At 67.8% G+C, this 26,854-nt stretch carries 35 protein-coding genes and 1 riboswitch; of the genes, 17 read left to right on the forward strand and 18 right to left on the reverse strand.

Annotation, left to right across the window (positions count from 1 at the left end; all coding sequences use genetic code 11):
• Positions 1–215: 215 nt before the first annotated feature.
• From CXQ96_RS13770 to CXQ96_RS13780, 3 genes are read right to left on the reverse strand one after another with little or no spacing between them, the layout of a single operon-like run.
• A complete protein-coding gene (locus tag CXQ96_RS13770) occupies positions 216–902 on the reverse strand; it encodes an NADPH-dependent F420 reductase (RefSeq protein ID WP_104118592.1) in 687 nt (228 codons plus the stop codon).
• Positions 903–936: 34 nt separating this feature from the next.
• Complete coding sequence (locus CXQ96_RS13775) at positions 937–1,695, reverse strand: response regulator (RefSeq protein ID WP_219816150.1); 759 nt, start codon at positions 1,693–1,695, stop codon at positions 937–939.
• Entirely contained in the window at positions 1,692–3,284 is a 1,593-nt protein-coding gene (locus CXQ96_RS13780) for a sensor histidine kinase (RefSeq protein WP_258059127.1), read from the reverse strand. Before CXQ96_RS13780 ends, CXQ96_RS13775 begins: the two co-directional genes overlap by 4 nt.
• A 183-nt stretch (positions 3,285–3,467) precedes the next feature.
• On the opposite strand from CXQ96_RS13780, the gene CXQ96_RS13785 reads away from it, so the two are divergent.
• From CXQ96_RS13785 to CXQ96_RS13825, 10 genes are all read left to right on the forward strand, one after another.
• On the forward strand, positions 3,468–4,475 hold the full coding sequence (locus CXQ96_RS13785; protein WP_104118594.1) for a tripartite tricarboxylate transporter substrate binding protein: 1,008 nt from the start codon (positions 3,468–3,470) through the stop codon (positions 4,473–4,475).
• Positions 4,476–4,478: 3 nt separating this feature from the next.
• Positions 4,479–5,021, forward strand: a complete 543-nt coding sequence (locus tag CXQ96_RS13790) for a tripartite tricarboxylate transporter TctB family protein (protein ID WP_104118595.1) — start codon at positions 4,479–4,481, stop codon at positions 5,019–5,021.
• A complete protein-coding gene (locus CXQ96_RS13795) occupies positions 5,014–6,660 on the forward strand; it encodes a tripartite tricarboxylate transporter permease (protein WP_104118596.1) in 1,647 nt (548 codons plus the stop codon). The genes CXQ96_RS13790 and CXQ96_RS13795 overlap by 8 nt, the downstream gene beginning before the upstream one ends.
• Entirely contained in the window at positions 6,657–7,052 is a 396-nt protein-coding gene (locus CXQ96_RS13800; protein ID WP_104118597.1) for a universal stress protein, read from the forward strand. The genes CXQ96_RS13795 and CXQ96_RS13800 overlap by 4 nt, the downstream gene beginning before the upstream one ends.
• Positions 7,052–7,210 carry a hypothetical protein gene (locus CXQ96_RS18670; RefSeq protein WP_219816151.1) on the forward strand — a complete coding sequence of 53 codons (159 nt, stop codon included), beginning with the start codon at positions 7,052–7,054 and terminating at the stop codon, positions 7,208–7,210. The genes CXQ96_RS13800 and CXQ96_RS18670 overlap by 1 nt, the downstream gene beginning before the upstream one ends.
• A 94-nt stretch (positions 7,211–7,304) precedes the next feature.
• The gene (locus CXQ96_RS13805; protein ID WP_181036474.1) at positions 7,305–7,841 is read left to right on the forward strand and encodes a GAF domain-containing protein; all 537 of its coding nucleotides are present in this window, start codon (positions 7,305–7,307) and stop codon (positions 7,839–7,841) included.
• Between the two features lie 60 nt (positions 7,842–7,901).
• Entirely contained in the window at positions 7,902–8,333 is a 432-nt protein-coding gene (locus tag CXQ96_RS13810) for a hypothetical protein (RefSeq protein ID WP_104118599.1), read from the forward strand.
• An 88-nt stretch (positions 8,334–8,421) separates the two neighbouring features.
• Positions 8,422–9,183 carry an ABC transporter permease gene (locus tag CXQ96_RS13815; protein WP_258059128.1) on the forward strand — a complete coding sequence of 254 codons (762 nt, stop codon included), beginning with the start codon at positions 8,422–8,424 and terminating at the stop codon, positions 9,181–9,183.
• A gap of 59 nt (positions 9,184–9,242) precedes the next feature.
• Positions 9,243–10,262, forward strand: a complete 1,020-nt coding sequence (locus tag CXQ96_RS13820; protein ID WP_104118600.1) for an LLM class flavin-dependent oxidoreductase — start codon at positions 9,243–9,245, stop codon at positions 10,260–10,262.
• 56 nt (positions 10,263–10,318) lie between these two features.
• Complete coding sequence (locus CXQ96_RS13825; protein WP_258059129.1) at positions 10,319–11,092, forward strand: dienelactone hydrolase family protein; 774 nt, start codon at positions 10,319–10,321, stop codon at positions 11,090–11,092.
• A 2-nt stretch (positions 11,093–11,094) separates the two neighbouring features.
• Here CXQ96_RS13825 and CXQ96_RS18950 read toward each other — a convergent pair whose 3' ends face one another.
• The 4 genes from CXQ96_RS18950 to CXQ96_RS13840 all read right to left on the reverse strand — a co-directional run bounded on the left by CXQ96_RS18950 (position 11,095) and on the right by CXQ96_RS13840 (position 13,491).
• Positions 11,095–11,220 (reverse strand): hypothetical protein, encoded by a 126-nt coding sequence (locus CXQ96_RS18950; RefSeq protein ID WP_258059130.1) that lies wholly within the window; start codon positions 11,218–11,220, stop codon positions 11,095–11,097.
• A gap of 160 nt (positions 11,221–11,380) precedes the next feature.
• Positions 11,381–12,109 carry a GAF and ANTAR domain-containing protein gene (locus tag CXQ96_RS13830; RefSeq protein WP_181036475.1) on the reverse strand — a complete coding sequence of 243 codons (729 nt, stop codon included), beginning with the start codon at positions 12,107–12,109 and terminating at the stop codon, positions 11,381–11,383.
• Positions 12,110–12,384: 275 nt separating this feature from the next.
• On the reverse strand, positions 12,385–12,552 hold the full coding sequence (locus tag CXQ96_RS13835) for an ANTAR domain-containing protein (protein WP_104118602.1): 168 nt from the start codon (positions 12,550–12,552) through the stop codon (positions 12,385–12,387).
• A 21-nt stretch (positions 12,553–12,573) separates the two neighbouring features.
• Positions 12,574–13,491: a hypothetical protein gene (locus tag CXQ96_RS13840; protein WP_104118603.1), complete on the reverse strand. Its 918-nt coding sequence runs from the start codon at positions 13,489–13,491 to the stop codon at positions 12,574–12,576.
• 105 nt (positions 13,492–13,596) lie between these two features.
• Here CXQ96_RS13840 and CXQ96_RS13845 point away from each other — a divergent pair, with 105 nt between their 5' ends.
• From CXQ96_RS13845 to CXQ96_RS13860, 4 genes are all read left to right on the forward strand, one after another.
• Entirely contained in the window at positions 13,597–14,235 is a 639-nt protein-coding gene (locus CXQ96_RS13845) for a maleylpyruvate isomerase family mycothiol-dependent enzyme (protein ID WP_104118604.1), read from the forward strand.
• A gap of 165 nt (positions 14,236–14,400) precedes the next feature.
• Positions 14,401–14,516, forward strand: a riboswitch (SAM riboswitch).
• A gap of 157 nt (positions 14,517–14,673) precedes the next feature.
• Positions 14,674–15,561 carry a MetQ/NlpA family ABC transporter substrate-binding protein gene (locus CXQ96_RS13850; RefSeq protein ID WP_104118605.1) on the forward strand — a complete coding sequence of 296 codons (888 nt, stop codon included), beginning with the start codon at positions 14,674–14,676 and terminating at the stop codon, positions 15,559–15,561.
• Between the two features lie 72 nt (positions 15,562–15,633).
• Complete coding sequence (locus tag CXQ96_RS13855; RefSeq protein ID WP_104118606.1) at positions 15,634–16,662, forward strand: methionine ABC transporter ATP-binding protein; 1,029 nt, start codon at positions 15,634–15,636, stop codon at positions 16,660–16,662.
• Positions 16,662–17,321 carry a methionine ABC transporter permease gene (locus CXQ96_RS13860; protein ID WP_104118607.1) on the forward strand — a complete coding sequence of 220 codons (660 nt, stop codon included), beginning with the start codon at positions 16,662–16,664 and terminating at the stop codon, positions 17,319–17,321. Before CXQ96_RS13855 ends, CXQ96_RS13860 begins: the two co-directional genes overlap by 1 nt.
• Positions 17,322–17,516: 195 nt before the next feature.
• Here CXQ96_RS13860 and CXQ96_RS13865 read toward each other — a convergent pair whose 3' ends face one another.
• The 5 genes from CXQ96_RS13865 to CXQ96_RS13885 all read right to left on the reverse strand — a co-directional run bounded on the left by CXQ96_RS13865 (position 17,517) and on the right by CXQ96_RS13885 (position 19,310).
• Positions 17,517–17,834, reverse strand: a complete 318-nt coding sequence (locus CXQ96_RS13865) for an STAS/SEC14 domain-containing protein (protein ID WP_104118608.1) — start codon at positions 17,832–17,834, stop codon at positions 17,517–17,519.
• Positions 17,835–17,923: 89 nt separating this feature from the next.
• On the reverse strand, positions 17,924–18,328 hold the full coding sequence (locus CXQ96_RS13870) for a hypothetical protein (protein WP_146070901.1): 405 nt from the start codon (positions 18,326–18,328) through the stop codon (positions 17,924–17,926).
• 136 nt (positions 18,329–18,464) lie between these two features.
• Entirely contained in the window at positions 18,465–18,683 is a 219-nt protein-coding gene (locus CXQ96_RS19110) for a DUF3592 domain-containing protein (RefSeq protein WP_368783650.1), read from the reverse strand.
• On the reverse strand, positions 18,646–18,891 hold the full coding sequence (locus CXQ96_RS13880; protein WP_104118611.1) for a hypothetical protein: 246 nt from the start codon (positions 18,889–18,891) through the stop codon (positions 18,646–18,648). Before CXQ96_RS13880 ends, CXQ96_RS19110 begins: the two co-directional genes overlap by 38 nt.
• Positions 18,892–18,893: 2 nt before the next feature.
• Positions 18,894–19,310: a DUF3592 domain-containing protein gene (locus CXQ96_RS13885; protein WP_104118612.1), complete on the reverse strand. Its 417-nt coding sequence runs from the start codon at positions 19,308–19,310 to the stop codon at positions 18,894–18,896.
• A gap of 263 nt (positions 19,311–19,573) precedes the next feature.
• On the opposite strand from CXQ96_RS13885, the gene CXQ96_RS13890 reads away from it, so the two are divergent.
• A complete protein-coding gene (locus CXQ96_RS13890) occupies positions 19,574–20,383 on the forward strand; it encodes a hemerythrin domain-containing protein (protein WP_104118613.1) in 810 nt (269 codons plus the stop codon).
• Positions 20,384–20,526: 143 nt separating this feature from the next.
• Positions 20,527–20,691, forward strand: a complete 165-nt coding sequence (locus tag CXQ96_RS18475; RefSeq protein WP_189636310.1) for a hypothetical protein — start codon at positions 20,527–20,529, stop codon at positions 20,689–20,691.
• Here CXQ96_RS18475 and CXQ96_RS13895 read toward each other — a convergent pair.
• Both CXQ96_RS13895 and CXQ96_RS13900 read right to left on the reverse strand, forming a co-directional pair.
• On the reverse strand, positions 20,688–20,930 hold the full coding sequence (locus CXQ96_RS13895; RefSeq protein WP_104118614.1) for a hypothetical protein: 243 nt from the start codon (positions 20,928–20,930) through the stop codon (positions 20,688–20,690). The genes CXQ96_RS18475 and CXQ96_RS13895 overlap by 4 nt on opposite strands.
• A gap of 148 nt (positions 20,931–21,078) precedes the next feature.
• Complete coding sequence (locus tag CXQ96_RS13900) at positions 21,079–21,525, reverse strand: hypothetical protein (RefSeq protein ID WP_104118615.1); 447 nt, start codon at positions 21,523–21,525, stop codon at positions 21,079–21,081.
• 74 nt (positions 21,526–21,599) lie between these two features.
• Here CXQ96_RS13900 and CXQ96_RS13905 point away from each other — a divergent pair, with 74 nt between their 5' ends.
• Positions 21,600–22,412: an SDR family oxidoreductase gene (locus CXQ96_RS13905; RefSeq protein WP_104118616.1), complete on the forward strand. Its 813-nt coding sequence runs from the start codon at positions 21,600–21,602 to the stop codon at positions 22,410–22,412.
• 18 nt (positions 22,413–22,430) lie between these two features.
• Here the strand turns inward: CXQ96_RS13905 and CXQ96_RS13910 are convergent, their stop codons facing one another.
• The 4 genes from CXQ96_RS13910 to CXQ96_RS13925 form a co-directional block, all read right to left on the reverse strand.
• Positions 22,431–23,351 carry a carbohydrate ABC transporter permease gene (locus CXQ96_RS13910; RefSeq protein ID WP_104118665.1) on the reverse strand — a complete coding sequence of 307 codons (921 nt, stop codon included), beginning with the start codon at positions 23,349–23,351 and terminating at the stop codon, positions 22,431–22,433.
• 47 nt (positions 23,352–23,398) lie between these two features.
• A complete protein-coding gene (locus CXQ96_RS13915; protein ID WP_104118617.1) occupies positions 23,399–24,364 on the reverse strand; it encodes a carbohydrate ABC transporter permease in 966 nt (321 codons plus the stop codon).
• Positions 24,364–25,671 (reverse strand): sugar ABC transporter substrate-binding protein, encoded by a 1,308-nt coding sequence (locus CXQ96_RS13920; protein WP_104118618.1) that lies wholly within the window; start codon positions 25,669–25,671, stop codon positions 24,364–24,366. Before CXQ96_RS13920 ends, CXQ96_RS13915 begins: the two co-directional genes overlap by 1 nt.
• A gap of 170 nt (positions 25,672–25,841) precedes the next feature.
• A complete protein-coding gene (locus CXQ96_RS13925; protein WP_104118666.1) occupies positions 25,842–26,816 on the reverse strand; it encodes an aldo/keto reductase in 975 nt (324 codons plus the stop codon).
• Positions 26,817–26,854: the final 38 nt, after the last annotated feature.

A 26,854-nucleotide genomic window follows, 5' to 3' on the forward strand; every position in this document is an offset into this window, starting at 1 on the left:
TGGACCAAAGTTACCGGAGGGAGAGGACCGGGCGCTGGTGAGGGCCGAAGTGGTGTCGATCTTGCGCAGATTCTGAGCTTTCAGCCCGGCTCTCTGGTAAATGCGGGCTGCCGGTCCAGCACGCTCGTGAACTGCACGCGCGTCTACCCGGTGGCCGCCGCCCAGGAGCACCGGCTTCATGAGCCGGTGCTCCTGGAGACGCGTTTCCGCCCGGCTCAGCCCATCTCGGCGTAGCGCTTCGCCTGCGCCAGTGCCTCGCGCATGCCGTCGGCGTCGTGCACCGTGCCGTAGCCGGGAGTGTCGCGCTGGAAGCGCCACCCCTCCGCGAGCGGGCCGGCGTCCACGGCGTCGAAGCCGAACTCGTCGAGGAGTTCCACCACGGCCTGCTTCGCGTCGGAGTCGTCGCCCGCGATCGGCAGGGCCCGGCGATGCGGGGTCCCGGCCGGTGAGCCGTCCGTGGTGAGCTGCGCGGCGAGGATGTTGTTGAAGACCTTGACCACGGACGCGCCGGGAAGGTGGCGCTGTACCAGCTCGCTCGTCGTCGTGCTCTCGTCGTCCAGCTCGGCGATCTGGCCGTCGCGCTGCGGGTAGTAGTTGCACGTGTCGATGACCAGCTTGCCGGCGAGGGGCTCCACGGGCACGGAGCCGATGTCCTTCAGCGGGATGGTGACGACGACGACGTCGCCCTCCCTCGCGGCGTCCTCCACGGTGCCGGCACGCGCCGCATCACCGAGCTCTCCGACGAGTCCCTGCAGTGTCTCCGGGCCACGGGAGTTGCTCATGATGACCCGGTAGCCGCGGGCGACAGCGAGGCGCGCGAGCTGCGAGCCGATGTTGCCGCTGCCGATGAAACCGATGGTGCTGCGCTGTGCGCCGTTCTGCGGCGTCGTGTTCTCTGTCATGACCAGAACAACCTCCTCGAGTCGTAGTTATTCCTCATGTACCCCGCGAACCATCGGTCCAGACGTAGAACTTCTCGGGGCGCCCTGCCGACCCGTATTGCGGCACGATCCGGGCCTGGCCGCGCGACACCAGGAACTCCAGGTAGCGGCGGGCACTGACGCGCGCCATCCCGAGCCGATCGGCGACATCCGAGGCGGAGGTGCCGCGTCCGTGGCTGCGCAGGTCCAGCATGACGGCGTCGAGCGTCGGAGCCGAGAGGCCCTTGGGTGTGGCGACGGTCGGAGCCGGAGGGGAGCCGGACGGCGTACTGCCGCTGTCTGTCCCCGCCGTCGTGCGCAGGAGCTGGTCGATCCTCCCCTGGTCGAGCGACGCCGCGCCGTCGGCCGCGTGGGTATCCACGTCACGCCGGTATGCCACGTAGTGATCCAGCCGCTGGTTCAGTACGGCGGCGTTGAACGGCTTCACGAGGTAGTGCAGGACGCCGCCCGCGACGGCGGCCCGCACGGTGTCGAGTTCGCGGGCGGCCGTGATGGCGATGACGTCGAGGGGCTCACCCGGCCGGTTCCGTAGCGCGCGCAGGACCTCGATACCGGTCATGTCCGGCAGGTGGATATCCAGCAGCACCAGCCGGGGGTGCAGCTCGTCGACGAGTTCGAGCGCGCGGGCTCCCGTGTGGGCGGCGCCGACGACGTCGAAGGCTCCGTGGGCGAGCAGGAAGCCGGTGTGGATCCCGGCGACCTGGTGGTCGTCGTCGACCACGAGCGTGGGGATCAGCGGGACAGCGCGGGTCATGGCACCTGCAACGGAGGCCGGGGAGCCTCGACGAGCGAGGGAGCGAGCCACACCGTGAACTCGGCACCGCCGAGGTCGGCGTCGTCGACGACGACGTGACCGGAGCGCCGTCGCGCTATCCGGTCCACGAGCGCTAGGCCGAAGCCGCGCGTCCCGGTGTGGCCGCCGTCCTTCGTCGAGTAGCCGGAGGAGAAGATGCCGTCGACGTCCCCGGGGGCCACGCCGGGGCCGTTGTCCGAGACCTCGATCCGCAGGGCGTCGTCGTCCGAGACGAGGTGCACGGCGATGAGGCCGTCGGTCCGCCCACTGCCCGTCACGGCTTCCATCGCGTTGTCGATCAGGATGCCGAGGATCGTGACGACGTCGGTGGTGCCGTCGGGGTGGAGCGTCGAGGACTCGTCGATGGACAGGGTGATGCCCTTTTCAGCGGCGATGGTGCTCTTGGTCATGAGCAGGCTCGCGGCGTCGGGGTCCTGGATGCCGGGGGCGATCGTCCCGGACACCAGCGATCCGCCGTGCCCCGAACGGGAGATGAAGTCGACGGCCTGCTCGGTCCGTCCCAGTTCGAGCAGTCCCGAGATGGTGTGCATGCGGTTGGCGAATTCGTGCGCCTGGGCCCGCAGAGCCTGCGTCGCATCGCGCTCGCCGTCGAGGTCGGTGAGCAACTGGTACAGCTCGGTGCGGTCGCGGAGGATCATGACGCGTCCCACGCGCTTTCCGTCGACCTGCGCGTCGGAGGTGCGGGCAAGCAGCACGCGCTCGCCGGACAGGACCGTCTCGTCGGTGTCCGCGGGATCGGTGAGGAGTCGGGCGAGTGCGGGTTCCATGACGCAATCGGCCGGCCGGCCTGTGGCGTCGTCGTCGAGGTCCAGCAGCCGCTTGGCCTCATCGTTGAGCAGTGCGATCCGGTGGTGCTCATCGACGGCGACCATGCCCTCGCTGATGCCGTGGATCATGGCGTCGCGCGTTTCGAGGAGGGAGGCTATCTGCTCGGGCTCGAGGCGGTAGATGCGGCGCCACACGAGGCGCGAGATCCAGATGGCTCCCGCCGAACCGACGAGCGCCGCGACGATCAGCCAGGCCAGCAGCCGGGGGAGATCCTCGTAGAGGTCGGCGTCGAGCTCGGATTCCAGGGTGCCGACCGACGCGGTACCGATGATGCCGCCGTCACCGCCGTAGATCGGCACCTTCACGCGCCAGGACTCACCGAGGGTGCCGGTCTGGGTGCCGACGAAGGTTTCTCCTGAGAGGGGTACCGACGGATCGGTGGAGACGACCTCGCCGATGAGCTCGGTATTCGGGTGGGAGTACCGGATGCCCTGCTCGTCGGTGACGACGACGTAGGTCACGCCGGTCGACTGCCGGATGAGGTCCGCAATGGGCTGGATCGTGGCGCTCGGGTCCTCCTCGTCGAAGGCCTCGATCACGGAGGGCAGCTGCGCGACCGATTGGGCCACGCCGACCATGCGGTCCTCGTACTGCTCGCGGATCTGCAATCGCTGCATCGCGACGGCGGTGGAACCGGCGACGGCGACGATGACGAGCACGATGGCGAGCTGCAGGAGGAACAACTGCGATCGAAGCGACATCGTCCTGACCATCCTCTTAGTGTGACACGCGCCGACGCGTCACAATCGGCCGTCCACCGGCGCCCCCGTGACCACAAAGACCAATACGAGCACTACGACCGCATGCTTTACCGCCGTTCTCCGGCGTTCCTACCCTGAAGTCAGCAGTGGTGACCCGCATCACATCTCAAGGAAGAGAACATCATGACGATCGATCGCACAACGGCGCGCCGTTCGACCCTCACTACCCTCGCACTCGTCTCCGCGCTCGCCCTCTCGGCCTGCAGCTCGATGACGCAGAGCACCACCGCCTCGGACGCCGAAGGCACCATCGAGAAGCTCAACATCGTGGTACCGGCTGATCCCGGTGGCGGCTGGGACCAGACGGGCCGCGCCATGGAGACGGACCTCAAGGAGAACGAGCTGGTGGGCAACGCCTCCGTGGTCAACGTCGGTGGTGCCGGTGGCACCAACGGCCTCGCACAACTCGCCACGGAGACCGATCCCGACACCCTGATGGTGATGGGCTATGTCATGGTCGGTGCGGTCGAGACGAACAACGCAGCCAACCGCATCGAGGACACGACGCCGATCGCCCGCCTCACCGAGGAGCCCCTCGTGATCGTCGTCCCCGCGGACTCGCCCTACCAGACGGTGCAGGACCTCCTCGATGACATCGAGGCCAAGGGCCAGGGCGTCTCGATCACGGGCGGCTCGGCCGGCGGCGCCGACCACATCCTCGCGGGCAGCGTGCTCAAGGAAGCCGGCATCTCGCCCGACAACCTGAACTACATCCCGTACTCGGGCGGCGGCGAGTCCCTCGCGGCACTGCTCGGCAACAAGGTCAACGCGGGCATCTCCGGTGTCGGCGAGTACGCGGAGCAGGTCGAGGCCGGAAAGCTGCGCGCCCTCGCGGTCTCGGGCGAGGAGGCCGCGCCCCAGCTGCCCGACACCCCGACCCTCACCGAGGAAGGCATCGACCTGGTGCTCACCAACTGGCGCGGCGTCGTCGCGCCCGGGTCCATCGACGAGGCGCAGGCGGAGAAGCTGACCCAGCTCGTCACCGACCTGCACGAGACCGACACCTGGAAGGCCACCCTCGAGAAGAACAACTGGTCGGATGCCTTCCTGGCGGGCGAGGAGTTCCAGACCTTCCTCGACGAGGACATCGCCAGCGTCAAGACCACCCTCACCGACATCGGACTGCTCTAGGCCATGAGTACCTCCGTCCAGAACGCCCCCGGGAGCGGCACGTCCGCCGCTCCCGGCAAGCCGATCGGTGAGCTGGTCTTCGCGCTCATCATCGTCAGCATCGGCGTCGTCGGTTTCGTGGCGGGCGCCGGTATCCAGACGCCGCCGTCCGCCAGTGACATCGGCCCGCGTGCCTTCCCCTTCGCCGTCTCGGCACTGCTCGTCGTCGTCGGAGCGGGCCTGGTGTTCCAGGTGCTGCGCGGCCACCGGGGTGCGGCGGACGAGGGGGAGGACGTCGACCCCGACGCGAAGACCGACTGGCTGACCGTCGGGAAGCTCGCCGGGTTCGTGTTGCTGCACGCGTTCCTGATCGTCCCGCTCGGCTGGCCCGTCGCGGCAGCGATCCTCTTCTTCGGAGCAGCATGGTCCCTCGGGGCCCGCCCCTGGTGGCGCAACCTCGTGACGGCCATCGTCCTCGCCCTCGTGCTGCAGTTCGTCTTCGGCGGGCTGCTCGGCGTCTCCCTGCCCCCTGGTTTCCTCGAAGGGATCGGTGTCTTCGGTGGATAACTTCTTCATGCTGATGGAGGGCTTCGCCACGGCGATGCAGCCCATCTATCTCCTCTTCGCACTCGGCGGCGTGCTCGTCGGCACCGCAGTCGGCGTGCTGCCCGGCATCGGTCCGGCCATGACGGTCGCCCTGCTCATGCCGATCACCTACAGCCTCGAACCGACGGCGGCGATCATCGTCTTCGCGGGTATCTACTACGGCGGCATGTACGGCGGGTCGACAACGTCGATCCTGCTGAACACACCCGGAGAATCCTCCTCGATCGTCACGGCGCTCGAGGGCAACAAGATGGCCAAGGCCGGCAGGGGAGCGGCGGCGCTCGCGACGGCGGCTGTCGGCTCTTTCGTGGCAGGCACCATCGCCACGGTCCTGCTGAGTTTCGTGGCCCCGTTCGTGGCGGCCTTCGCGGTGCAGATCGGGCCGGTCGAGTACGTGGCGCTGATGGTCGTGGCCTTCCTGACGGTCGGTGCTCTGCTCGGCTCGTCCGTGCTGCGCGGCCTCGCGTCCCTCGGCCTCGGCCTGTTCATCGCACTCGTCGGCTTCGATTCGCTCACTGCCCAGCAGCGCTACACCTTCGGCAGCCCGTTCCTCGCGGACGGGATCGACGTCGTCCTCGTGGCGGTCGCACTCTTCGCCGTCGGCGAGGCCCTCTATGTGGCGTCGCGCCTCCGGCACGGGCCCATCAAGGTCATCCCGGTGACGGGCGGCTGGACCAGCTGGCTCCGCAGGGACGATCTCCGCCGGTCCTGGAAGCCCTGGCTCCGCGGCACGCTGATCGGTTTCCCGGTCGGCACCATTCCTGCCGGCGGCGCCGACGTCGCAACATTCCTCTCCTACGCCTCGGAGCGCAAGCTCGCCAAGGGCGAGAACAAGAAGCAGTTCGGCAAGGGAGCGATCGAGGGCGTCGCCGGTCCGGAGGCTGCGAACAACGCGGCTGCCGCCGGTGTGCTCGTGCCACTCCTGACGCTCGGCATCCCGACGACGGCCACCGCGGCCATGATGCTCGTGGCCTTCCAGCGTTACCAGATCCCGGTGGGGCCCCAGCTCTTCGAGTCGAACAGTGCGCTCGTCTGGGCGCTCATCGCGAGCCTCTACGTGGGTAACCTGATGCTGCTCGTCCTGAACCTGCCGCTCGTGGGCATCTGGGTCAAGATCCTGCAGATCCCGCGGCCGTATCTCTACGCGGGCATCCTGGTGTTCGCCGTGCTGGGCGCCTTCTCGGTGAACTTCACCCCGATCGACGTGATCATCCTGTTGATCGTCGGCATCCTCGGGTTCTTCATGCGGCGCTTCGGCTACCCGATCGCGCCGATGGTGGTGGGCCTGATCCTGGGCCCGATCTTCGAGAGCCAGCTCCGCAGGTCACTGGCGATCTCGCAGGGCGATCCCGTCGCCCTCGTGCAGTCGCCCGTCGCCGCGACGATCTACGTCGTCCTCATCGTGATCTTCGCGCTGTCCTTCCTGCTCAAGCGCCGCCAGCGCCAGTTCGAGGCCATGGTGGCCGCGAACGCCGACGCCCCCGACGTCGTCCGCGGGTCGGCGGCCGGGCCTGAAGCGGTCGTCGCACCGGCGGCGACCGGCACATCCACCAGCACGTCCACCAGCACGACCCCCCACCGAGAGGACAACGACCGATGAGCACCATCGTGGTGGGCTACGTGCCCAACGCCCTGGGGGATGCGGCCGTCGTGGAGGCGGTCGCGGAGGCACGACGGCGGAACGCGGCCCTCGTGGTCATCAACACCACGCGCGCGGACCGGCTCGTCAATCCGGCCTACGCCGACTCGGAGGACGTCACGAAGCTGGAGGTCATGCTCGATGCCACCGGCGTGCCGTACTCCGTGCGGCACAGCATCTCCGAAGCCACTGCGGCGGAGGAGGTCGTGGACACGGCGGAGGAACTGGATGCGGAGTTGATCGTGATCGGCCTGCGGCACCGCACGCCGGTGGGCAAGCTGATCATGGGCTCGACGGCCCAGACGATCCTGCTCTCGGCGCGCTGCAATGTCCTGGCGGTCAAGCTGCCCTGATGCAGCGCGGGAAGGCCTGCGACGGCGGACAGCTCCGGGAGGGGTGGTCCGCCGTCGTCGTCGTACCTCATGTCCTGTCCGACGAGCTCCCTCCCGGCGCCCTCCTGACCGTCCCCACGGCAAAAGTTCTCCAAACCTTGCGTCCAGCGAATCCCTAGTGACGCTTGGATTGAGGTTGAGGGTGGAGTATTGAGGTATCCGGTTGCCTTGAGCACGGAATCACGACCACACCGAACCGAGCGGAACTCCTTCTTGACCCTTCTCTCCTCCTCCGGGGAACCAGCCCGACCGGTTCTCCCGAAGACCCTGCCTGCAGCCCGCGAGTTCGAGCGGCAGCGGCTTCGATCGCTCGAGCGGTCCGGTCTCCTCGATTCGGGCGACGACGAGCGGTTCGACCGGCTCACGCGTAAGGCCTGCGCCCAGTTCAAGGTGAGTACGGCGATCATCTCCCTCCTCGACGCGGATCGGCAGTACCTCAAGTCCTTCGTCGGGGCCTTCCCCCGCAACATCCGGAGGGACGACGCGTTCTGCAACGTCACCATCGAGGGCGAGGACCTGCTCGTGGTACCCGATCTCCGGGCGGACGAACGGTTCCGCGACAATCCCCTCGTGGTCGGTGAGCCCTTCGTGCGCTTCTACGCCGGGGTACCCCTGCGCGGACCGGGCGGCTGGTTCGTGGGGAGCATGTGCATCCTCGATACGATTCCGCGCGAGCTCCACGGACGGGAACAGGAGCGCCTCCGTCGACTGGCCGACGAGGTCGAGCTCGAGATGAACACCCGCCGCTGATCCTCGTGCCGGGCCGGGACGCCGGCTTCCCGCAGCCCGGCCGCGCCCTACAGTGGGACAATGCGCCTTACCCGGAATCCGAACCGACCGCCCGGCCAGCAGTGGGGGGCCGTCGCCGTCGTGGCAGTCCTGGCGGCCGGTCTCTGGTTCGGCTGGTTCGGGTGGGATACCGAGTACCAGTACGACGCCGCCACCGGCCGGACGACCGGACCCTACGAGGTGTGGCAGGGAGCCGGAGCTCTTCTCTGCGGTGTCGTGGTGGCGGCGCTGGCATACCGGCTCCTGCGCTTCGCAGCGGCGGTCCTCGTGCTCCCGGCCTTTTTCACATTGGCCTGGATCATCACGGCGGCGGCTGCTGATTCCTCGGGGCTCTGGGTCCTCGGCGCGGTGCTCGTCGCTGCCGGTTCCGCACTCGGCGCGGGGTTGCTGCTGGGCGTCGCCGCAACGCTGAACGCGGTCCTCCGCGGGCGGCGCCCCGGTGCAGCCCGCTGAGCTGGTCGCGTCCCGTGATGGCGTGTGACATGCCCAATCGCTTTCCGGGAGCCCGGCAGGTGGCCCGGGTGACCGTCGGACCAGCCTCGTGACGTCCGTCGGAGGAACGCTCGCCGCGCTCGCACCGACTGCGGGCGCCGTCGTCCTGCTCATGGTGATCACCGTCGGGGTCCTCACCTGGTCGAGGTCGCCCCACCGGTTCGCCCCGGCGCTCGCCGTCATCCGTGGGGCAGTGCAGCTCGGACTCATCAGCCTCGTCCTGGGCGGGGTCATCACGAGTCCGATGTGGGTGGCCTGTGCGCTCCTGGTGATGTTCGCCGTCGCCGCGGTGACGGCGACCCGGCGCATCGGGTTCAGCCGTGAGCACTTCGCCCTCATGGCACTGGGCATGGCGCTGGGCGTCGTCGTGACACTCGTGATCGTCTTCGCCACGGGCGCGATCGAGGCCCAGCCCCGGTATCTGCTGGCGCTCGGTGGAATCGTCATCGGCAACACCATGTCCATCGCGACCCTGGCCGGGCGCCGCCTGCGCGAATCGACGTCGGAGCGATGGGACGAGGTGGAAGGCTGGCTGGCGCTCGGTGCCACCCCCCGGCAGGCCACGCTCGACCTCGCACGCGCTGCCGTCTATTCGGCCCTGATCCCCTCGACCGACCAGACGAAGACCACCGGTCTGGTCACGCTGCCGGGCGCCTTCGTCGGTGCCATCTTCGGCGGCATCTCACCCCTGGAGGCGGGTCGCTTCCAGATCGTCGTCCTCGCGTCGATCATGGCAGCGGGTGCGCTGACCGCCGTCGTGCTGGTACGTGGGCTGGCGCCGGCGACCCTCAGGCCGGACGCGCCGGACTGACCGGGGGACGACGCCGGGACCTCGGGAATGCGGTGCGCTCCGCCAGCGCTTCACCGGGCATGAAGAGTATCGGTTTCCTGTCATTCGGGCACTACCAGGACGTGCGGGGCTCGCGCGTGCCCACCGCACGCGAGGCACTGGTCCAGGCCGTCGAACTCGCCGTCGCAGCGGAAGAGCTCGGCGTCGACGGCGCCTACATGCGCGTGCACCACTTCGCGCCGCAGTACTCGGCGCCGTTTCCGCTGCTGGCCGCCATGGCCGCCCGGACGAAGACCATCGAATTGGGAACCGGCGTGATCGACATGCGCTACGAGAACCCGCTCTACATGGCCGAGGAAGCGGCCGTCACCGACCTCATCAGCAACCGCCGCCTGCAGCTCGGGATCAGCAGGGGATCGCCCGAGACCGCGATCAACGGCTCGCGTTCGTTCGGCTATGTCCCGGAGGAAGGCACCACGGACGCCGACCTCGCGCGGGACAAGGCCGCCCTGTTCCGACGGGCGATTGCAGGGCACGGCGTCGCCGATGCCAATCCGCGCATGACCGGCAGCACAGGCAAGCTGCCGATCGATCCGCTCTCGCCCGGACTGTCCGAGCGCATCTGGTGGGGATCCGGCACCCGTGCGACAGCGCAATGGGCGGGCGAGCAGGGGTTGAACCTGATGAGTTCGACGCTCCTGACGGAAGACACCGGTGTGCCGTTCGACGAGTTGCAGGCCGAGCAGATCGAGATCTTCCGGAAGGCGTGGGCGGACGCAGGACACGGCTGGACGCCGAGAGTCTCGGTCAGCCGCAGCATCCTGCCCATCGTCAGCGAGACGGACGAGTACTACTTCGGTCTCCGCGCGCAGCAGGAATCGACGGACCAGGTGGGCATCCTCGACGGCGCGCGGTCCCGTTTCGGTCGCAGCTACATCGGGGCGCCGGACGTCATCGCGGAACAGCTCGCTGCCGACGCCGCCGTCCAGGCTGCCGACACCCTGCTCGTGACCATCCCGAACCAGCTCGGCGTCGACTTTAACGCTGCGCTTCTGGGGAACATCGTCCATCTCGTCGGGCCGGCGGCAGGGCTGCGCTGACGGATGGGCTCACCGAGCCAACCTGTCACGAGCCAACCTGTCACCGTCTCACGAGGGTGGAGGAAAGGCCAGAGTGCACGGAATTTGTTGTCGCAGCGGGGGCCAGGAACCTAGCGTGGTGCGCGAATCGGGCTCCCCGGCGCTGCGTCGCCGAGGGCGCGAGTACTCCCACGACCACCCGTGACCTGCCCCACCATCCTGTCGCGACGCCTGTCAACCTCCCGGAGGAGCTCTTCCTTGAGATCGCGAGCATCGAGGCGCCACGCGGCAGCTTCGCGACCGCGACGACGACGATATCTCGCTTCGCCGCCGGCTCCTTCGGCGGCGGGACCATCTACTACCCGACATCGACGACGTCGGGTACCTTCGGCGCCGTGGCGATCTCCCCGGGCTATACGGCCGCGCAGTCGAGCATCTCCTGGCTCGGGCCTCGCCTGGCGTCCCGGGGATTCGTGGTCATCACCATCGACACGCTGTCCCGCTACGATCAGCCCGCGGAGCGCGGTGACCAGCTCAACGCCGCACTCACCTACCTGACCCGGTCCAGCGCCGTCCGCGACGGTATCGATCCCTCGCGGCTCGCAGTGATGGGACATTCGATGGGCGGAGGCGGCACCCTGGAGGCGGCGAAGGACAACCCCGCGCTCCGGGCCACGATCGGCATGACGCCCTACAACCTCGACAAGAGCTGGCCCGAGATCACGACGCCCAGCCTGATCATCGGTGCGCAGAACGACGACGCCGCCCCCGTCAGCCGCCACTCCATCCCCTTCTACAACGGGCTGACCAGCCTGCCGCAGAAGGCGTACCTCGAGTTGCGGGGCGCCTAGCACTACGCCCCGGACACCAGCAACACCACGATCGCGTCCTCCAGCATCTCCTGGCTGAAGCGGTTCGTGGACGACGACCTGCGGTACTCGCAGTTCCTCTGCCCCGCGCCGACGGTCAGCACGGCCATCTCGGACTACCGGACCGACTGCGGCTACTGACCCGTCCGAGGCGTGGCGGAGGACCGACGGACGGCCCTGGATCCCAGGCCTCCCCGCACCGCGGGCGGGGAGGCTGTCGGTCGCGGTCGCGGTCGGTCTTGGTCGACGGGGTGCAGCCGCAGTACCCCGCTACCGGGAATCAGCCCCACGGGAAGCAGGGCCACTCGTCAGCTCCGCCGCGATCTCGGCCACCGAACGCCGGTCGCGCTCGGCTCGCGCCACCAGTTCGCGGAAGGCCGTCCGGTCATCCACGCCGAGCTGCGCCATGATTATGCCTTTGGCCATACCGACACGGTCCCGCATCTGCAGGGCCGTCGAGAGTTCGGAGCCTATCTGCTGGGGCGTCTCCCTCGTCTGGACGTGACTCAGCAGGGTGGCCGCCGGAACGGCGAAGCGGGTGAGGGCTCGCTCCGTCGTGTCGTCGAAGGCTCCCGCCTCGGTCGAGTAGACCTTCATCGCCCCGAACGTCGTGCGTCCCTGGATGAGCGGGACGCTCTGGCAGGACCGGACCGACATCGCTGCCGCGGCCGAGGCCCATTGTGCCCAGGCCTGCCCGGGAGCGGTCGTGTCGTCCGACCGCGCGGGTTGCCCGGTGGACCAGGCGCTGAGGCAGGGTCCCTCGGACAGTTCGTACTGCAGCTCGTCGGCCCGCTTGACCAGGTTGTCCGTTGCGCCGGTGCTGGTCCTCCGACCATGGTGGATGAGGGAAACACCAGCGCCGGTGGCGCCGGGGATCAGATCGCGGGCAGCTTCGGCCAGAAGGTCCACGGCGTGCTGCACTGTTTCTTCGGTGAGGAGATGCCCCCGAACACGGCCGAAGATGACGGCGAGTTCGTTGAGGTTGGGCTCGGATTCCACAATAGGCCTCGAGAAGTCCTGACGCCGGGCAGGCCGGCGATGCACGGCGCCCACTTCTAGACGTCGTTCAAGATAGTCACTGCGGGGTGCCGGGGGCAAATCCGTCGGCGGGTCACGATCGCCGGTAGCTGCATGACCCGCCGGCCGATTCGCTGGTGTCCGACCCGGATTCGACGACGGACCCTGCATCGAGCCGGTGGGCTGCGCGCAGGACCGTCGATGTCGTGGCTCGCGATCGACTTCGCGTACCCGCCCTACCGCCCGGTGGCCGGCGCCTAGGACCGCTCGCTGGCGGACTGGACGACGCGCTCGGCGGCCAGCCGCAGCTTCATGTTCCTGCTGCTGGAGGCACGCTGCAGGATGGCCGACGCTTCATCCTGCGAGCACTTCTTCTGGAACATGATGATCCCGACGGCGGTGTTGATGGTTTGCCGCGACGCCAGTGCGGCTTCGAGGCCGAATGGTCACTCCAGTTCCTGGAGGAGAGCCTCTGCTGCTTCTTCCTCGTCCCTCGCCTCCGCGAGGGAGCGACCGGCCTCGTCCGCCTGTTCATCGAGCCCTGCCGCCTGGCCGTCGACGTCGGCGAGTTCACGCTGCAGGATCTCCAACCGTTCGTTCAGGTCCTCGATGGTTGCCGTCAGTCCGTCACGGCGAACGGAGATCCGCTCGAGCCGACGGCGGATGCCGGATGCCGCTGCCTCCGCCTCGGCTGATGCTTCACGGGCTGCGTCGAGCCGGGCCTGGGCCTGTCGGCGCCGACGTGCAAGCGTCAGCTGCTGCGCCTTTCGTGATCCGCCCGTGGTGCCGTCCGGTGTGCCTGTGTCCGCGTGCGGATCCCGGCCCTCGTCGTCGCCGTCGGCCGGCGTGGAGGGCGGGGCGAAGGGTCCCGCCACCGCCCCCTCGAGGTCTACCGGATCCCATCCGGTAGCCTCCAGCGTCCGCACAAGGCGACCCGTGAGCACCGCTGCTGCGGCGGCGGGATCGGCGAGGGCGGCTCGCAGGGTCTGCTCGACACCGGGGAGGGCGGCGGCCCCGACGTCGTGCCCCACCTCGGCGGCGGCATCGAGGGATTGCCGCGCGACGGCGGCGAGGAGACGCTGGCGTTGCTGGCCGAGCGCGTTCAGCTGGGCGCGGTCCAGGCTCGCCTGAGCCGCCTTGAGCGACGCGCCGAGCTCCAGCACCTGCTCCACCTCATCCCGGCGGCGATTGACGAGCACGTTGACGAGCCAGGCCGCCGACGCCGGCTTCGGCAGCTTGCGCAGCATACCGGCGAGCGTCTTGTCGCCGTGCTGCGTAGCCTCCTTCGCAGCGGTGTTCCGAGCAGCGGTGAACTGGTCCAGCGGCAGGGCGTAGAGCCTCGCCACCTCCTCCACGAATTCCATGTCTGCTGCATCCTCCCGATGACTCCCGTGCAGTGCTCTGGTGCTCCCACACGCCGGATGGAACACTGCTCCTGTCACCGTACGGCCACCCAAGGAGCCCCGACTATGGAAGCAGATGAGATAGCGGTGGCGGTGAGAGCCGAACGGCAGCACCTGTGCGGCTTCCTGGAGACACTCGACGACGCCGAGTGGACCGCACCGTCCCTGTGTTCTGCTTGGACCGTGCGGGAGGTGGTCGCCCACCTGACGATCCCGACCAGGGCGTCGGTGGGATTCCTCGTCGTGGCGGCCATCAAGGCTCGCGGCAGTTTCCACCGGATGATCGCGGATACCGCGCGCGACCGTGCAGCGAGGTTCACCGCCGCCGAGCTCGTCCAACAGTTGCGCGAGAGCGCGGAGTCCTCCCGGCGCATCCCGGGCAGCGCTCCCATGGACCCGTTGACCGACCTGCTCGTGCACGGACAGGACATCGCTCAGGCGCTCGGCCGCGCCTACCGCGTGCGCCTCGACGTCGCCGTTCCTGTGCTGACCTACGTCGTGGGGAACCGGATGCTGGGCGCTCCCGAGCGGCTTCTGGGACTCGAGCTGGTCGCGACCGATGCGGAGTGGTCATCGGGTGAGGGGCCCCGGGTGGAAGGGAGCGTGGAGGACCTGCTCCTCGTCGCGGCCGGCCGTCCGGTGGGGCTCGCGCGGCTGTCCGGCCCCGGCGTGGAACAGCTGGTCGGGCGGCTGGACGGACGATAGGGCACCGCGGCCGACCTTCTCGGCTGTCCCGTCCGACGCCGGAGGTGCCCGTGTATAGCAGTTCCCTCGTGTGGCCACCAGTACGAGGGACGTGCACGTCGTTTGTGACGTAGCGAGCCGGTTCATTTTGACCGGTCCCGAGCCGTGAATTAGCGTCGGGTGAAGAATCAAGAGTTCCAGCCACAGGCCCTGGCCGGTTGGACAGCAACCCTCTCCCGTAGTGGGGTGCTCCAGGTGAAGATTCGGCCGCCGAGATATTTTCCGGTTGGCAAGTACGGCGTTTCCGGAGCTGCTCAAGCGGTGATGGTTTGCGCCCGCACTACATGGAAGCAAGCCAGCGTGCCGCAGTCGGGTAGTTCCTCCGAAGTGCACAACGCCTTCCGGCGGCGGCACCAACGGCTTGCTCGTTCCGTTCCCGATGTTCGAGAAAGAAGACCAATGATTCACTCCCGCAGGCTTTTGGTTATCGCCGTCGTCCCGTTCCTTGCAGTGACCGTCGCGTGCGGTTCCTCGGCAGCCAGCTCCGAAGGAGGGGACGAGAAAGTGCGCCTCGGCGTCGTCGGGGCCAGTGACCCGGAATGGGCCATCCTCACCGATGCCGCTGCAGAGGAGGGCATCGACCTCGAGGTGGTCGACTTCGCCGAGTACACGCAGCCGAACCCCGCGTTGACCGAGGGCGACCTCGATCTCAACCAGTTCCAGCACCTCGTCTACCTGGCGCGCTACAACGTCTCCAGCGGCGAGGAACTGACCCCCGTCGGATCGACGGCGATCTACCCGCTGGGGCTGTACTCCACGAAGCACGGTTCGGTGGAGGACATTCCCGAGGGTTCGACTGTTGCTGTTCCCAATGACGAGAGCAATCTTGCGCGTGGCCTCCTCGTTCTCCAGTCCGCAGGACTGGTTGTGCTCAAGGACGGCGGCAGCGCGTTCTCCACGATCGACGACATCGACGAAGAGGCCTCGAAGGTCACCGTCACCACGCTGGACGCGTCGCTCACCCCGACCTCCCTTCCCGACGTCGCGGCGGCAATCATCAACAATGACTTCGTCCAGGACGCCGGGCTCAGCTTCGACGACGCCATCGCGAAGGACGATCCCGCGGATCCTGCTGCGGCTGCCTATGTGAACGTCTTCGCCTCCCGTGCAGGCGAGGAGAACAACGAGACCTACCTCAAGCTCGTGAGCATCTACCAGGACACCCAGGAGGTCCTCGATGCGGTGCAGGAGACCTCGGGCGGTACCGCCGAGTTCCTGAAGGTTCCCGCGGAGGAGCTGAAGACGAGTCTGGACACCGTCGAGGAAGACACGAAGGCCCAAGGCTGACGATTCGTGTCCTCTTCGTGTGGCCGGCCGGTGATCCTGGCCGGCCACACTACTACTCCAGCTAGGAAGACCATGCCACTCATCTCACTGCGGAACGTCACCAAGAGCTTTCCCCCGGGACGCCGCGGCGATCCCGTTGTCCATGCCATCGACAACGTGAGCCTGGACATCGAGGCAGGGGAGATCTTCGGGATCATCGGGTACTCCGGAGCAGGCAAGAGCACCCTGGTCCGATTGATCAATGCCCTCGAGAAAGCCACGAGCGGCGAGATCGTCGTCGACGGACACCAGGTCACGAATGTCCCTGACCGCCAGTTGCGCACACTGCGCCTGGACATCGGCATGATCTTCCAGCAGTTCAACCTCTTCAACGCGAAGACCGTCTGGAACAACGTGGCGTATCCCCTCCGCGTCGCGGGCAGGACGCGGGATGAGATCCAGGCCCGCGTCACCGAGCTGCTGGATTTCGTGGGGCTCGCGGACAAGGCCTCGAACTATCCCGAGCAGCTCTCCGGCGGGCAGAAGCAGCGCGTCGGCATCGCTCGTGCTCTGGCGACCTCGCCCAAGATCCTCCTCGCGGACGAGGCGACGTCGGCCCTTGATCCTGAGACCACCCACGAAGTGCTCCGGCTCCTGCGCCGGGTGAATGAGGAGCTGGGAATCACCATCGTGGTCATCACACACGAGATGGATGTCATCCAGACCCTCGCCACCAAGGTGGCGGTCATGGACGGAGGACGCATCGTGGAGCAGGGAGAGGTGTTCGACGTCTTCTCCAATCCCCGCGAGGCGTCGTCCCGACGGTTCGTCTCCACGGTGGTGCGCGGAATCCCGTCTCCCGACGAACTGTCCGTCCTCCGCGAGCGGCATACCGGGCGTATCGTCACCTTCTCCTTCCGTGACGGCGACTCCTCGCAGGCATCCGTCTTCCTCGAGCTGGCCGCCGCGGGCGTGGAGTTCGAACTCGTCTACGGCGGGATCAACGACATCCGCGGACGAGCCTTCGGTCACCTCACCCTCGCCCTGACCGGACAGGACGCCGTCATCACCTCGACACTGCAGACCATGGCCGGCCGGATCGCCGTGAAGGAGCTCGCCTGATGGAAGACCTCATTCCCCTGACCCCGCAACTCTGGGAAGCCACGTACGAGACGCTGTACATCGTCGGGCTGAGCCTCCTCTTCGGAGGCCTGGGCGGACTCCTTCTGGGTATCGGCCTCTACACCACCAGGTCCGGCAGCATCCTGGGCAACCGCGCGGTGTTCGGTACCTTGAACGTCATCGTCAACATCTTCCGGCCGATCCCGTTCATCATCTTCCTGGCGGCCGCCCAACCCCTCGCCCGGGCGGTCACGGGAACCGGAATCGGCAACAGCGCGATCATCTTCACGCTGTCCCTCGCGGCCACCTTCGGCATCAGCCGGATCGTCGAGCAGAACCTTCTGACCGTCCAGCCGGGCGTCATCGAAGCGGCGCGGTCCGTCGGGGCAGGACGCCTGCGGATCATCCTGACCATCCTCATCCCGGAGGCCCTGGGACCCCTGATCCTGGGCTACACCTTCATCTTCGTAGCCCTCGTCGACATGTCAGCAGTGGCCGGAAGCGTCGGTGGCGGTGGACTGGGCAACTTCGCCATCCAGTACGGCTACCGGCAGTTCAACCCGGTGGTGACCTGGGCCGCGGTGATCGTGATCGTCCTGCTCGTCCAGGCCGTCCAGCTACTGGGCAACGTCCTGGCTCGCCGAGTACTCAGGCGCTGATCGCCTCGGGCCGGCAGGGCCGTCCGCCCGTGAGCTGCCGGGGGACCGCCGGCGGGTCGGCGGCGGTCCTGTCACCGCGGGCTGTTCCGCGCCACTGCCGGGCTGGGTCGAGGACCTGCTCCGCGCCACTGGCATCGTGGCCGTGCTGAGCCGCCCGCCATGCGGTGGTCGCTCCGGCCTGGCCGGCCCCGACGGCTACTCCCCGAGGAGGTAACCCGCGAGCCAGGCGATGGCGTCCGGCTCGGACGAGAAGAGCCTGGTCGAGTGGATGGCGCGGGAGCTCTGCGCCGCCAGCACACGGTCCACGGGCGTGTCACCCAGCATTGCTGCGGCAAGGACACGATGATCGTCCGCGAAAGCATGACTCGCGGCGGCGCTGATACTGAAGATTCCGCCCAGGTCGATCAGGATCGCATAGGGCACGCTGTCGACGAACAGGAAGCTGCTCTCCAGCACGTCCTGTGCATCCTCAACCTCCACGATCGTGCCCGGCTGCCAGGTCAGGCGGATCATCCCGTCGTCGAGTCTGGTCAGCCGACCCCTGCCTCCTGCAACCTGTATCGATTCCGCCGTCACTCGAACTCACCCATCGAAGTCCCCGTTCAGTTCAGTGAGGCCGCGTTTGCCGAGCGTGCTCCTCGTGGCACGGTTCGTTCCCTCACCAGCCACCAGACGCCGTCGGGCGTGTACCCCCGCTGGTGGCCGATGCTCGCCTGGTACGCCTCGGACGCCCGTGTGACGAGGTTCCGGTGCACCCATTCCCGGACGGAGTCCCGTGCAACGAGCTCCGACGGCTGCCGCTCGAATGCGTCCTGGGAGAGGCGGACCGCGATTCCGAACGGGCCCCGGAAGTCGCCCCGGCGTCCTTCGAAGTGCGCGGTCAGCATGCCGGAGCGGGCTTCCACCGATACCAGGCTCAGATTCCTGACCTCCGGGCAGTGCGCGAAGGCCTCTTCCGCCGCCTCGACGTACTCCTCGTGGCGGGGCCTCGTAAGGACAACGGTCACAACCCAACTCCTCCTGCAGGCATGCTTCTCTACCGAGGGCTCCACCCCCTTGGACACCCTCTTCGACACCCTCTTCGGAGCCGCAGCCCGAACGGATGGGAACGGGTTGGTCAACAGGCAGCAGTGCTCGTTGTGCCTACTGCAGGAAAGATCGGAACATGGCCAGTCCCACCACGCCGAAGAGCACGCAGAGGAGTCCGGTCGACAGCCGCTGGCGGGCGGCGGGGACGCCGGGTACTGCTGACTGGTCGGGGTTCGCCGTGTTGTAGAGCACCTTGAACGGTGCGCCGATGATGTGCTGGCAGGGCCCGAAGACATCACCCCGGCCGGAACGCCGCGCACCGGCGCGGTCCAGGAACTCGTACGACGGCGCGAATCGATGCCGGCCGCGGGAAAACCCCGTCCGGCCCGTGCAGGACCCCGGTGACTGTTCCGGAGGCCTCGGCCCAGCCCTTCCACGCCCGGCGTCGACGGAGCGACACGAGCAAGGACCCTCCCACCAGCAGAACACCCAGTACGAGGACGAGAGCGGGAACGATCAGGAAGACACCCGTGATCTCCATGGTTATTCCGGGAAGAGGCCGATGAAGAAATAGAAGGCCAGCGCGATTGCCACCAGGAAGGGAATGGCGCAGCCCAGCGTCTGGCGGGTCTGGGACGACTGGTGGAATGACCGGGAGGGACTCGTCGGGTTATAGGCCACCTCGATGGTGCTTCCGGGAACGAGTACCTCGGCGCTGGGGATCTCGGACTGGCCCGCAAAGAAGAATCCGTGTGCGTCCACGAACTGGTATGAGAGGTAATAGCGGCGCTTCGGGGTCAATCCGCCAGCACCGCTGCTCCATTCCTTGACATGCCCGGTAACGGTGGCAGCTGTGCGCGGCCAAGCGGCGACAGCGCGCTCCTGCCGTCGCGTCGTTCGTATCGCGTGGATGATCGACACCGCGGCGACCACGACGAAGACCGCCCATCCGAGGTACATCGCGGTCCTCGCGGAAGCGTCCTGGGGGATATAGTTCGGGCCACCCGAGGAAGTATGCCAGCGGGAATGGCATGGTAGGCGCCGACTGGCCGGTCACACAAGCGTGTGGAGGGGCCCGAAAGGAGAGGCCGGCCGGCCGATTATAGGCACCCGTACCGCGGGGCGACAGGCCGAAGTGTCCCTGTGTCCGTGACCCGGCGGCGGGTACAGATGGAGAAGGTGCGGAACGGCCCCGCCCGAACCTCACAGCCCAGGGAGAGTCCTTGTACACCTCGGTCGCAGACCAGACCACCGACCAGCTCGGCGGACCGCTCAGTGTCCTCGTGCGGCAGAAGCGTGACCATGTGAAGCTCAACGGGCTGCTCGAGGAACTGCGCGGGACGTCCGGCGAAGCACAGGCTTCCGTGCTGCTCGACGTCTACCGCCTGGTGTTCCCTCACGCCTTCGCGGAGGAGTCCGTCCTCTGGCCCGTCATGCGCCGGGTACTACCCGACGGCGATGAACTCACCCTCGAGGTGGAACGCGAGCACCAGGAGGTCAACGAGCTCGTAACGACACTCGAGGGACTCGAGGACGGCTCGCCGGAACGGGCAGACGTCCTGGCGCGGCTCGTCGAGGTTCTCGACGATGACGTCCGCGACGAGGAGGACGCGCTGTTTCCGCGGCTTCAGGCTCGGGTCTCGCGGAGGGAGTTGCAGGTGTTGGGCGTGCTCTGGGAAGCAGTCCGGAGCATCGCCCCGACACGTGCCCATCCCGTCGTGGCCCGGCGGCCGCCCGGCAACGTGGTCGCCGCTCTGCCGCTGTCGGTGCTCGACCGGGCACGCGATCTCGTGGACCATGCCGTCCTGCGTGCTCCGGAGCGGTTGGCGCCCCTGCTGCACGGGACGAGTTCGGTGCTGGCACGAGCCTCGCACAGCGTGGAAGTGCTTCCCATCATGCGATCCGGTGAGGATCCCTCCACACGATTCATCGGGGGCAGGCCGCCGTTCCCCTGGGGGACCGTCGTCGTAGCCGCCGCCGCTGCCGGCCTGGCTGCCGCCGCGATCCGGTCGACCGCCGGGCGTCGGTCCTAGCGCTTCGCATACCGTCCGTCCACCTCCACGCCGCAGAGCGGATGCGACGTGGCGCAGTCGGACCGAACCGGTGTGTACTGGGGCGATAGCGCTACCCGCACGCCTGGAGTCGACGGCGGCCGCGGACCTGATGCGAGGAGAGGATGACACCGATGGACACCCGATGCCCCACGTGCGGCTCCGACCTGCTGGAACTGGGCGAGGACCAGTGGCCCGCCGAGGGGCCCGTTCCCGCCGGAACGATCGCCGTCTTCCAGTGCGAGCAGAACCACCGCGTCACCGTCGGGACCTCGCAGGTCCAGGCCTAAGCCGTTCCCCGAGCTCCAGCATCCGCGTCCTCGATGATGCGAGTGAGTTCGTCCCGCAGCGCCTCGGCCTCCCGGACGGTGAGTTCGAGGCGTTCGCCCTGTTCGACCCAGCCGACGCTGACCAGCGGCCGTCCCTGACTGTCCTCGGAGCTGGACAGTCCGACGGCGAGCGCCCGCCCGCCGGTCTGCGTGACGTCACCGACGATCAGCTCGCCGCCGTCATCCTGTGCAATTGCCATGACTTCACTCCTTCGTCGGGCTGACCGGTTCCTCCCATGCTAGGCGCGTGCGGGACGGCGGTGTCCAGCACCGGTCCGTCGCGCACGTCGGGCTTGCGACGTGGCCGTCCGGCCGGGGTGCTGGCGCGTCACCTGTCGGTGCGTCGATTCAGCCGGCATCCGCAGGACGTATCGCGAGATTCCGGTGCAGCAGCTCGAAGCCCTCGTGCCTCAGCGCATCCCGATCGATGTCGTCCGGCAGCAGTACCGCGGTGACCCTGCTGTCGCGGATCGTCGCCCCCGCCGTTCCGCGCTCGAGCGGTGCGCACTCCAACCCGACGCCGATACCCTCCTCGACGAGCAGGCAGACGGCGTCGCTTCCGCTGCCCGGCACCGGCGTCGCCGCGAAGTACTCGACACCGTCACGCTGCGCGAGGAACCGGGTGCTGCCGAGGTCCACTCCGTCGAGGTCCGTCCGGATGGTCAGGATGTCCTGGTCGGACTGTTCCTGCCGCAGGAGGCCAAGTACCGGACCGGTCGAGCAGCCGGTGGCACCGAACGCAAGGAGGGTCACGACAGCTACCGCGAGGCCGGAACGGACGGGCAGCGTGGGCATGCGCCTCCTCGATAGGTTGCTGGACGGCAGGTGGTGCTTCCAGCCTAGCGGCGGGTGCCACCTAGGCTGGGGCCATGGATTCCTCGAAGGCACTGTCCGGACGTACGTTCGTCGTCACAGGGGTGAGCCGCCGCAAGGGCATCGGCTACGCAGTAGCGTCCCGCCTCGCAAGCATGGGTGCCAGCCTCTACCTGCACCACTACGCTCCGCATGACGCCGAGCAGCCCTGGGGCGCGGACAGTATCGAGGACGTCACCGGCGGCATCCGTGCTCGATTGCAGGACGGTGCAACCCTCGCCGACGGAGGGATCGACCTCGGCCGGCACGACGGCGGGGAGCGGCTGATCATGCAGGCACGTGACGCCCTGGGCCACCTCGACGGACTCGTCTGCAACCACGCGAGGAGCGGGGGAGACGGCCGGCTCGCGGATATGTCCTGGTCGGACCTCGATGCGCACTGGCAGGTCAACACACGCTCCACCATCCTGGCGACGAAGCACTTCGCGGAACAGCACGATGGGCGCGAGGGCGGCCGCGTCATCTGGATGACCTCGGGCCAGGTCAGCGGGCCGATGACCGGCGAGATCGCCTACGCTGCGTCGAAGGCCGCGCTCGCCGGACTGACCGCGTCCGTGGCCGACGACCTCGTGGACCGGGGCATCCTGCTCAACACCGTGAACCCCGGACCGGTCAATACGGGCTACCTCGACGACGACACCGCCGACCGCCCGCTCGACACACTCCGAGAGGTTCTCGACCATTTCCCGTCCGGTCGCTTCGGGGAACCCGACGATCCTGCGCGCCTCATCGCCTGGCTGCTCAGCGATGAGGGTCGCTGGATGGTCGGCCAGGTCCTCAGCACCGAGGGTGGCTTCCGGAGGTGGTGAAGCCCTCCCGCTGATCCATCACCGGATGCCGCTGCGGGCAAGGCCCTGCACGAAGTACTTCTGGAAGGCCAGGAACATGATGATGATCGGCGTGATCGAGACCAGCGCCAGAGCCATGATGGCGCCGTAGTCAGCGCCGTACTGGCCCCGCAGGTACAGCAGGCCGATGGGGAGCGTGAACAGCTGGCTGTCCTTGAGCGCGATCAGCGGCCATGCGAAATCGTTCCACTGGTACATGACCGTCAGCAGCACGAGGACCGCGATGAGCGGTCTGCACAGCGGCAGGACGATCTGCAGGAAGATCCGGAGCGTACCGGCGCCGTCGACCTTCGCGGCCTCGATGAGTTCGTCCGGTATGGCGATTATGAACTGCCGCGCGAGGAAGATCCCGAAGGCCGAAGCCGCCGATGGGAGGATGACGGCCCAGAAGGTGCCGTAGATGCCGAGTTCCGTGACGAGGCGGAACTGCGCCACCATCAGCACCTGCACGGGGATCATCATGGTGCTCAGCACCAGGAGGAAGATGGCGCCTTTCCCACGGAAGTCCAGCTCGGCGAACGCATAGCCCGCGAGCAGGTTCACGCTGACCGTCAGGACCGTGACGATCGCGGTGATCACCACCGAGTTCCCGAACCAGGTCGCCGTGGGGAAGCTGCCGAACACCGTCCTGAAGTTGTCGAGCGTCCACGAGGACGGCCAGATGCGCAGCTCGCGGCTGAAGACGTCAGCGTTCGGGGAGAAGGCGAGGGTGACCATCCAGTAGAGCGGGAACATCATCACCAGTCCGACGACGACCGCGGCGACGAGGCGGGCGACGGCCGATGCCCGCTGGGCCGGTGGCACCCGCCTGGTGCGCGGAACAAAAGCGGCGGGGCCGACGCCGACCGCGGCCGGCCGGGCCGGAGCGCTATCGCCCTGCGCGTGAAGTGGTTGATCCATCGGCATCCCTGTCCTGGTCGTCCGGGGGCGGGCGGTCGTCCTGCGTGTCATCCCGCGGTGTCGCGTGAACGGTTACTGCGCCACTGGATCGCCGTGAAGGCGAGGGTGAGCAGGAAGATCACGATGCCGATCGCCGCAGCATAGCTCTGGTCGCGCGTCACGAATCCGTTCTCGTAGGCGTAGGTAACGAGCACCGACGTCGAGCGTCCCGGGCCTCCACCCGTCATCACGAAGATGGTGTCGAAGACCTGGAAGGAATAGATGACGTCCATGATCAGCAGGAAGAAGGTGGACGGACCGACGAGCGGGACGGTGAGGTACCGGAACTGCTGCCAGGATCCGGCGCCCTCGAGCCGGGCGGCCTCGTAGAGTTCGGGAGAGATGCCCTGCAGGCCCGCCAGGTAGATGACCATGTTGAATCCCACGCGGATCCAGAGGGTCACCAGGATGATCGATGCGAAGGCCGCAGAGCCCTGCGACTGCCACGGGACGGTAGCCAGGCCGCCCTCGCGCAGCAGCTTGTTGATGATGCCCGTCGCCTCGTCGAACAGCAGCACGCCCATGAGTGCGGTAGCGACGCCCGAGATCACCATCGGCAGGTAGATGAGGGTGCGGAACAGTTTCCGCGCGGGCAGCACGGAGTTCATGAGCACAGCGAGGCCCAGCCCGAGGGCCAGGCTCAGGGGGACGGTGATGAGGGTGAACACGGCGGTGTTCCACGCGGACTGCCAGAACGTGGAGTCGGCGACGAGGCGCTGGTAGTTCTCGAGTCCCACCCAGCCGCTCGCCCCGAAGCCGCCCGATTCCTGGAAGCTGATGAGGAACGCCCAGCCCAGGGGCAGGAACAGGAAGATACCCAGCAGGATCAGGTTGGGTCCGAGGAAGCCGTAGGAGGTCAGGGTGGCCCGCCTCTGCCGGGAAGTCCTCCCGGGCTGCACGGCGTAGGTCGCTGCCGGGGAGGACGGCGGCCCTGTGTCGGTCGACTCCTCCCGGGCGGAGGTGCCGGCGGACATCAGCCGAGTGCCTCATCGACAGCGGCCGCGATGTTCGCGAGGGTCTCCTCGACGGGCTGCCCCTGGGTGAAGGCGGCTTCCAGTTCGTCGCGCATCTTGGGGTTGATCGCAGCCATGGCGGGGGACGTGAGCTGCTGGACGTCGCCGGGCTCCAGGGTGGTGGCCTGCTCGACGAAGATCCCCGCGATGTCCGGACGCGTCTGGTAGTCCAGCTCCGTTCCGACCAGGCTGTTCAGGGTGGGCAGTTCCATGGCACGCGCGCAGAAGTCCGACATCTGGTCGGGCTGCGTCATGAACTTCAGGAACTCCGCCGCGAGGTCGGGATTGCGGGCATTCTTCGTGGCCACGAGGGCATTGCCGCCCAGATCGCAGGCACCGCGCTCGTCCCGTGGCAGGTAGGTGGCTCCCCATTCGAAGTCCTTGACCGCCTCGTCGAGGCTCGGCAGGACGAAATTGCCCACGAACGCCATCGCCGTCGAACCGGCGGCGAACGCGTTGTCGGCATAGGTGGAGGACTTCACCGAGCTGCTGGGAGGGACCAGCCCGTCGGTGAAGAAGCCCTGGGTGAAGGCCAGGGCCTTTGTTCCGGCGTCGGATTCGATGGCAGGCCCGGTGAGGTCCTCGTCGAAGAGGCGGCCGCCCGCCTGGAAGAGCCAGCTCAACCACCGCGTGGACCCGCCGAGCTGCCAGTTGTAGACGAAGGGGTAGAGATCCTGGGGGAGGGAGCCGCGGAGCTGCTCGGCGACCTGGCGGAACTCGTCCCAGGACCAGGCGGATTCGAGGCTGTCCGGGATACTCGTGATGCCCGCCTGCTCGAAGAGATCGGTGCGGTAGACGAGGGCGGAGGTATCCGTCTGGTGGGGCACGCCGTACGGCTTGCCGTCGTACTGCACGGCCTGCCACATCGCGGGGAGGAACTCTTCGCTGGCCGCGGTGTCGAAGTAGCTACTGAGGTCGAGGAGCTGGTCCTGGCTGCTGTAGGCGCCGATGGTGCCGTAGTCCACGCGGAACAGGTCCGGTGCGGTGCCGGCCTGCAGCTGGGCGTCGATGTTCTGGAAGATCTGTTCGTAGGGCACGAGGTTCAGTTGCACGTCCACGCCCGCATTGGCGGCCTTGAAGGCGTCGATGCCGCGGCGGAAACCCTCCTCCTCGGCCGGACTGCCCCAGGTGGTGAAGGTGAGGGTGTCGGCCCCGCCCTCGTCGCCGTCGTTGGTCCCACCTCCCGAGAAACCGGCACAGCCGTTGAGTGCGGCTGCTGCTGCCAGGAATCCTGCTCCGCCGAGAATCTGCCGTCTGGAGATGGTCATCGTGGTGCCTTCCGAGTCAGGGTGATGACAACCTACAGCACCCCTGCACTCGCGCTCACCCCCTTGTGTCCGAGCGTCTCCTGGAGTATTGGCCGCTGCCACTGCCACTGCCCATGGCGCCTGTCGGCCTAGTGACGACCGGCGTGGGTGCCGACGTCGGATCCGCGACGTCAGAATCCGACGAGGGGATGAGGTACGTAGTGCTCCTCGAGGGCATGGACCTCGTCCTGCGTCAGCTCGAGTTCGAGTGACGCGAGCGCGTCGTCCAGGTGGCGCGGCTTGCCCACGCCCACGATGGGCGCGGACACGACGGGATTGCGCGACACCCAGGCGAGCGCGACCTGTGCGCGGGTCACGCCGCGTGACTGCGCCACGGCCCCGACGGCGTCCGAGACGCGGCGGTCGGAATCGAGCGTGCCGTAGAGGCTCTTGCCGAACTGGTCCGTCTCCGAGCGCGACGTCGTCTCGTCCCAGGGCCTGGCCAGCTTGCCGCGCGCGAGCGGGCTCCAGGGCAGCACGCCGATGCCCTGGTCGGCGCAGAGACCATACATCTCGCGCTCCTCCTCGCGGTTGATTAGGTTGTAGTGATCCTGCATCGAGACGAAGCGCGTCCAGCCGTTGAGGCGCTGCAGGTACAACGCCTTCGAGAACTGCCAGGCGTACATCGAGGACGCGCCGGTGTAGCGCACCTTGCCTGCCCTGACCACGTCGTGCAGGGCCTCGAGGGTCTCCTCGAGCGGGGTCTCCGGGTCGAACCGGTGGATCTGGTACAGGTCCACGTAATCGGTGCCGAGCCGGCGGAGGCTGTTGTCGAGCTCGGCCAGGATCGCCTTCCGGGACAGCCCGGCCCCGTTGGGGCCCTCGTGCATGCGGCCGTGGACCTTCGTGGCGATGACCGTCTCCTCACGGCGCGTGAAGTCGGCCAGCGCGCGGCCGACGATCTCCTCGCTGGATCCGTCCGAGTAGACGTTCGCTGTGTCGAAGAAGTTGATGCCGGCCTCGACGGCCGCCTTGATCAGCGGCCGGCTCTCGTCCTCCGGCAGGGTCCACGAGTGGTTCCCGCGATCCGGAGTGCCGTAACTCATGCAGCCGAGGGCGAGCGGCGAGATGTCGAGGCCTGTCGATCCGAGTTTCACGTAGCGCATGATCACCTTTGCTGTGTCGGAGGGCTTTCCCTCACCCT

It is taken from the genome of Arthrobacter sp. B1805 (assembly GCF_002929745.1).
Taxonomy (GTDB): domain Bacteria; phylum Actinomycetota; class Actinomycetes; order Actinomycetales; family Micrococcaceae; genus Arthrobacter_D.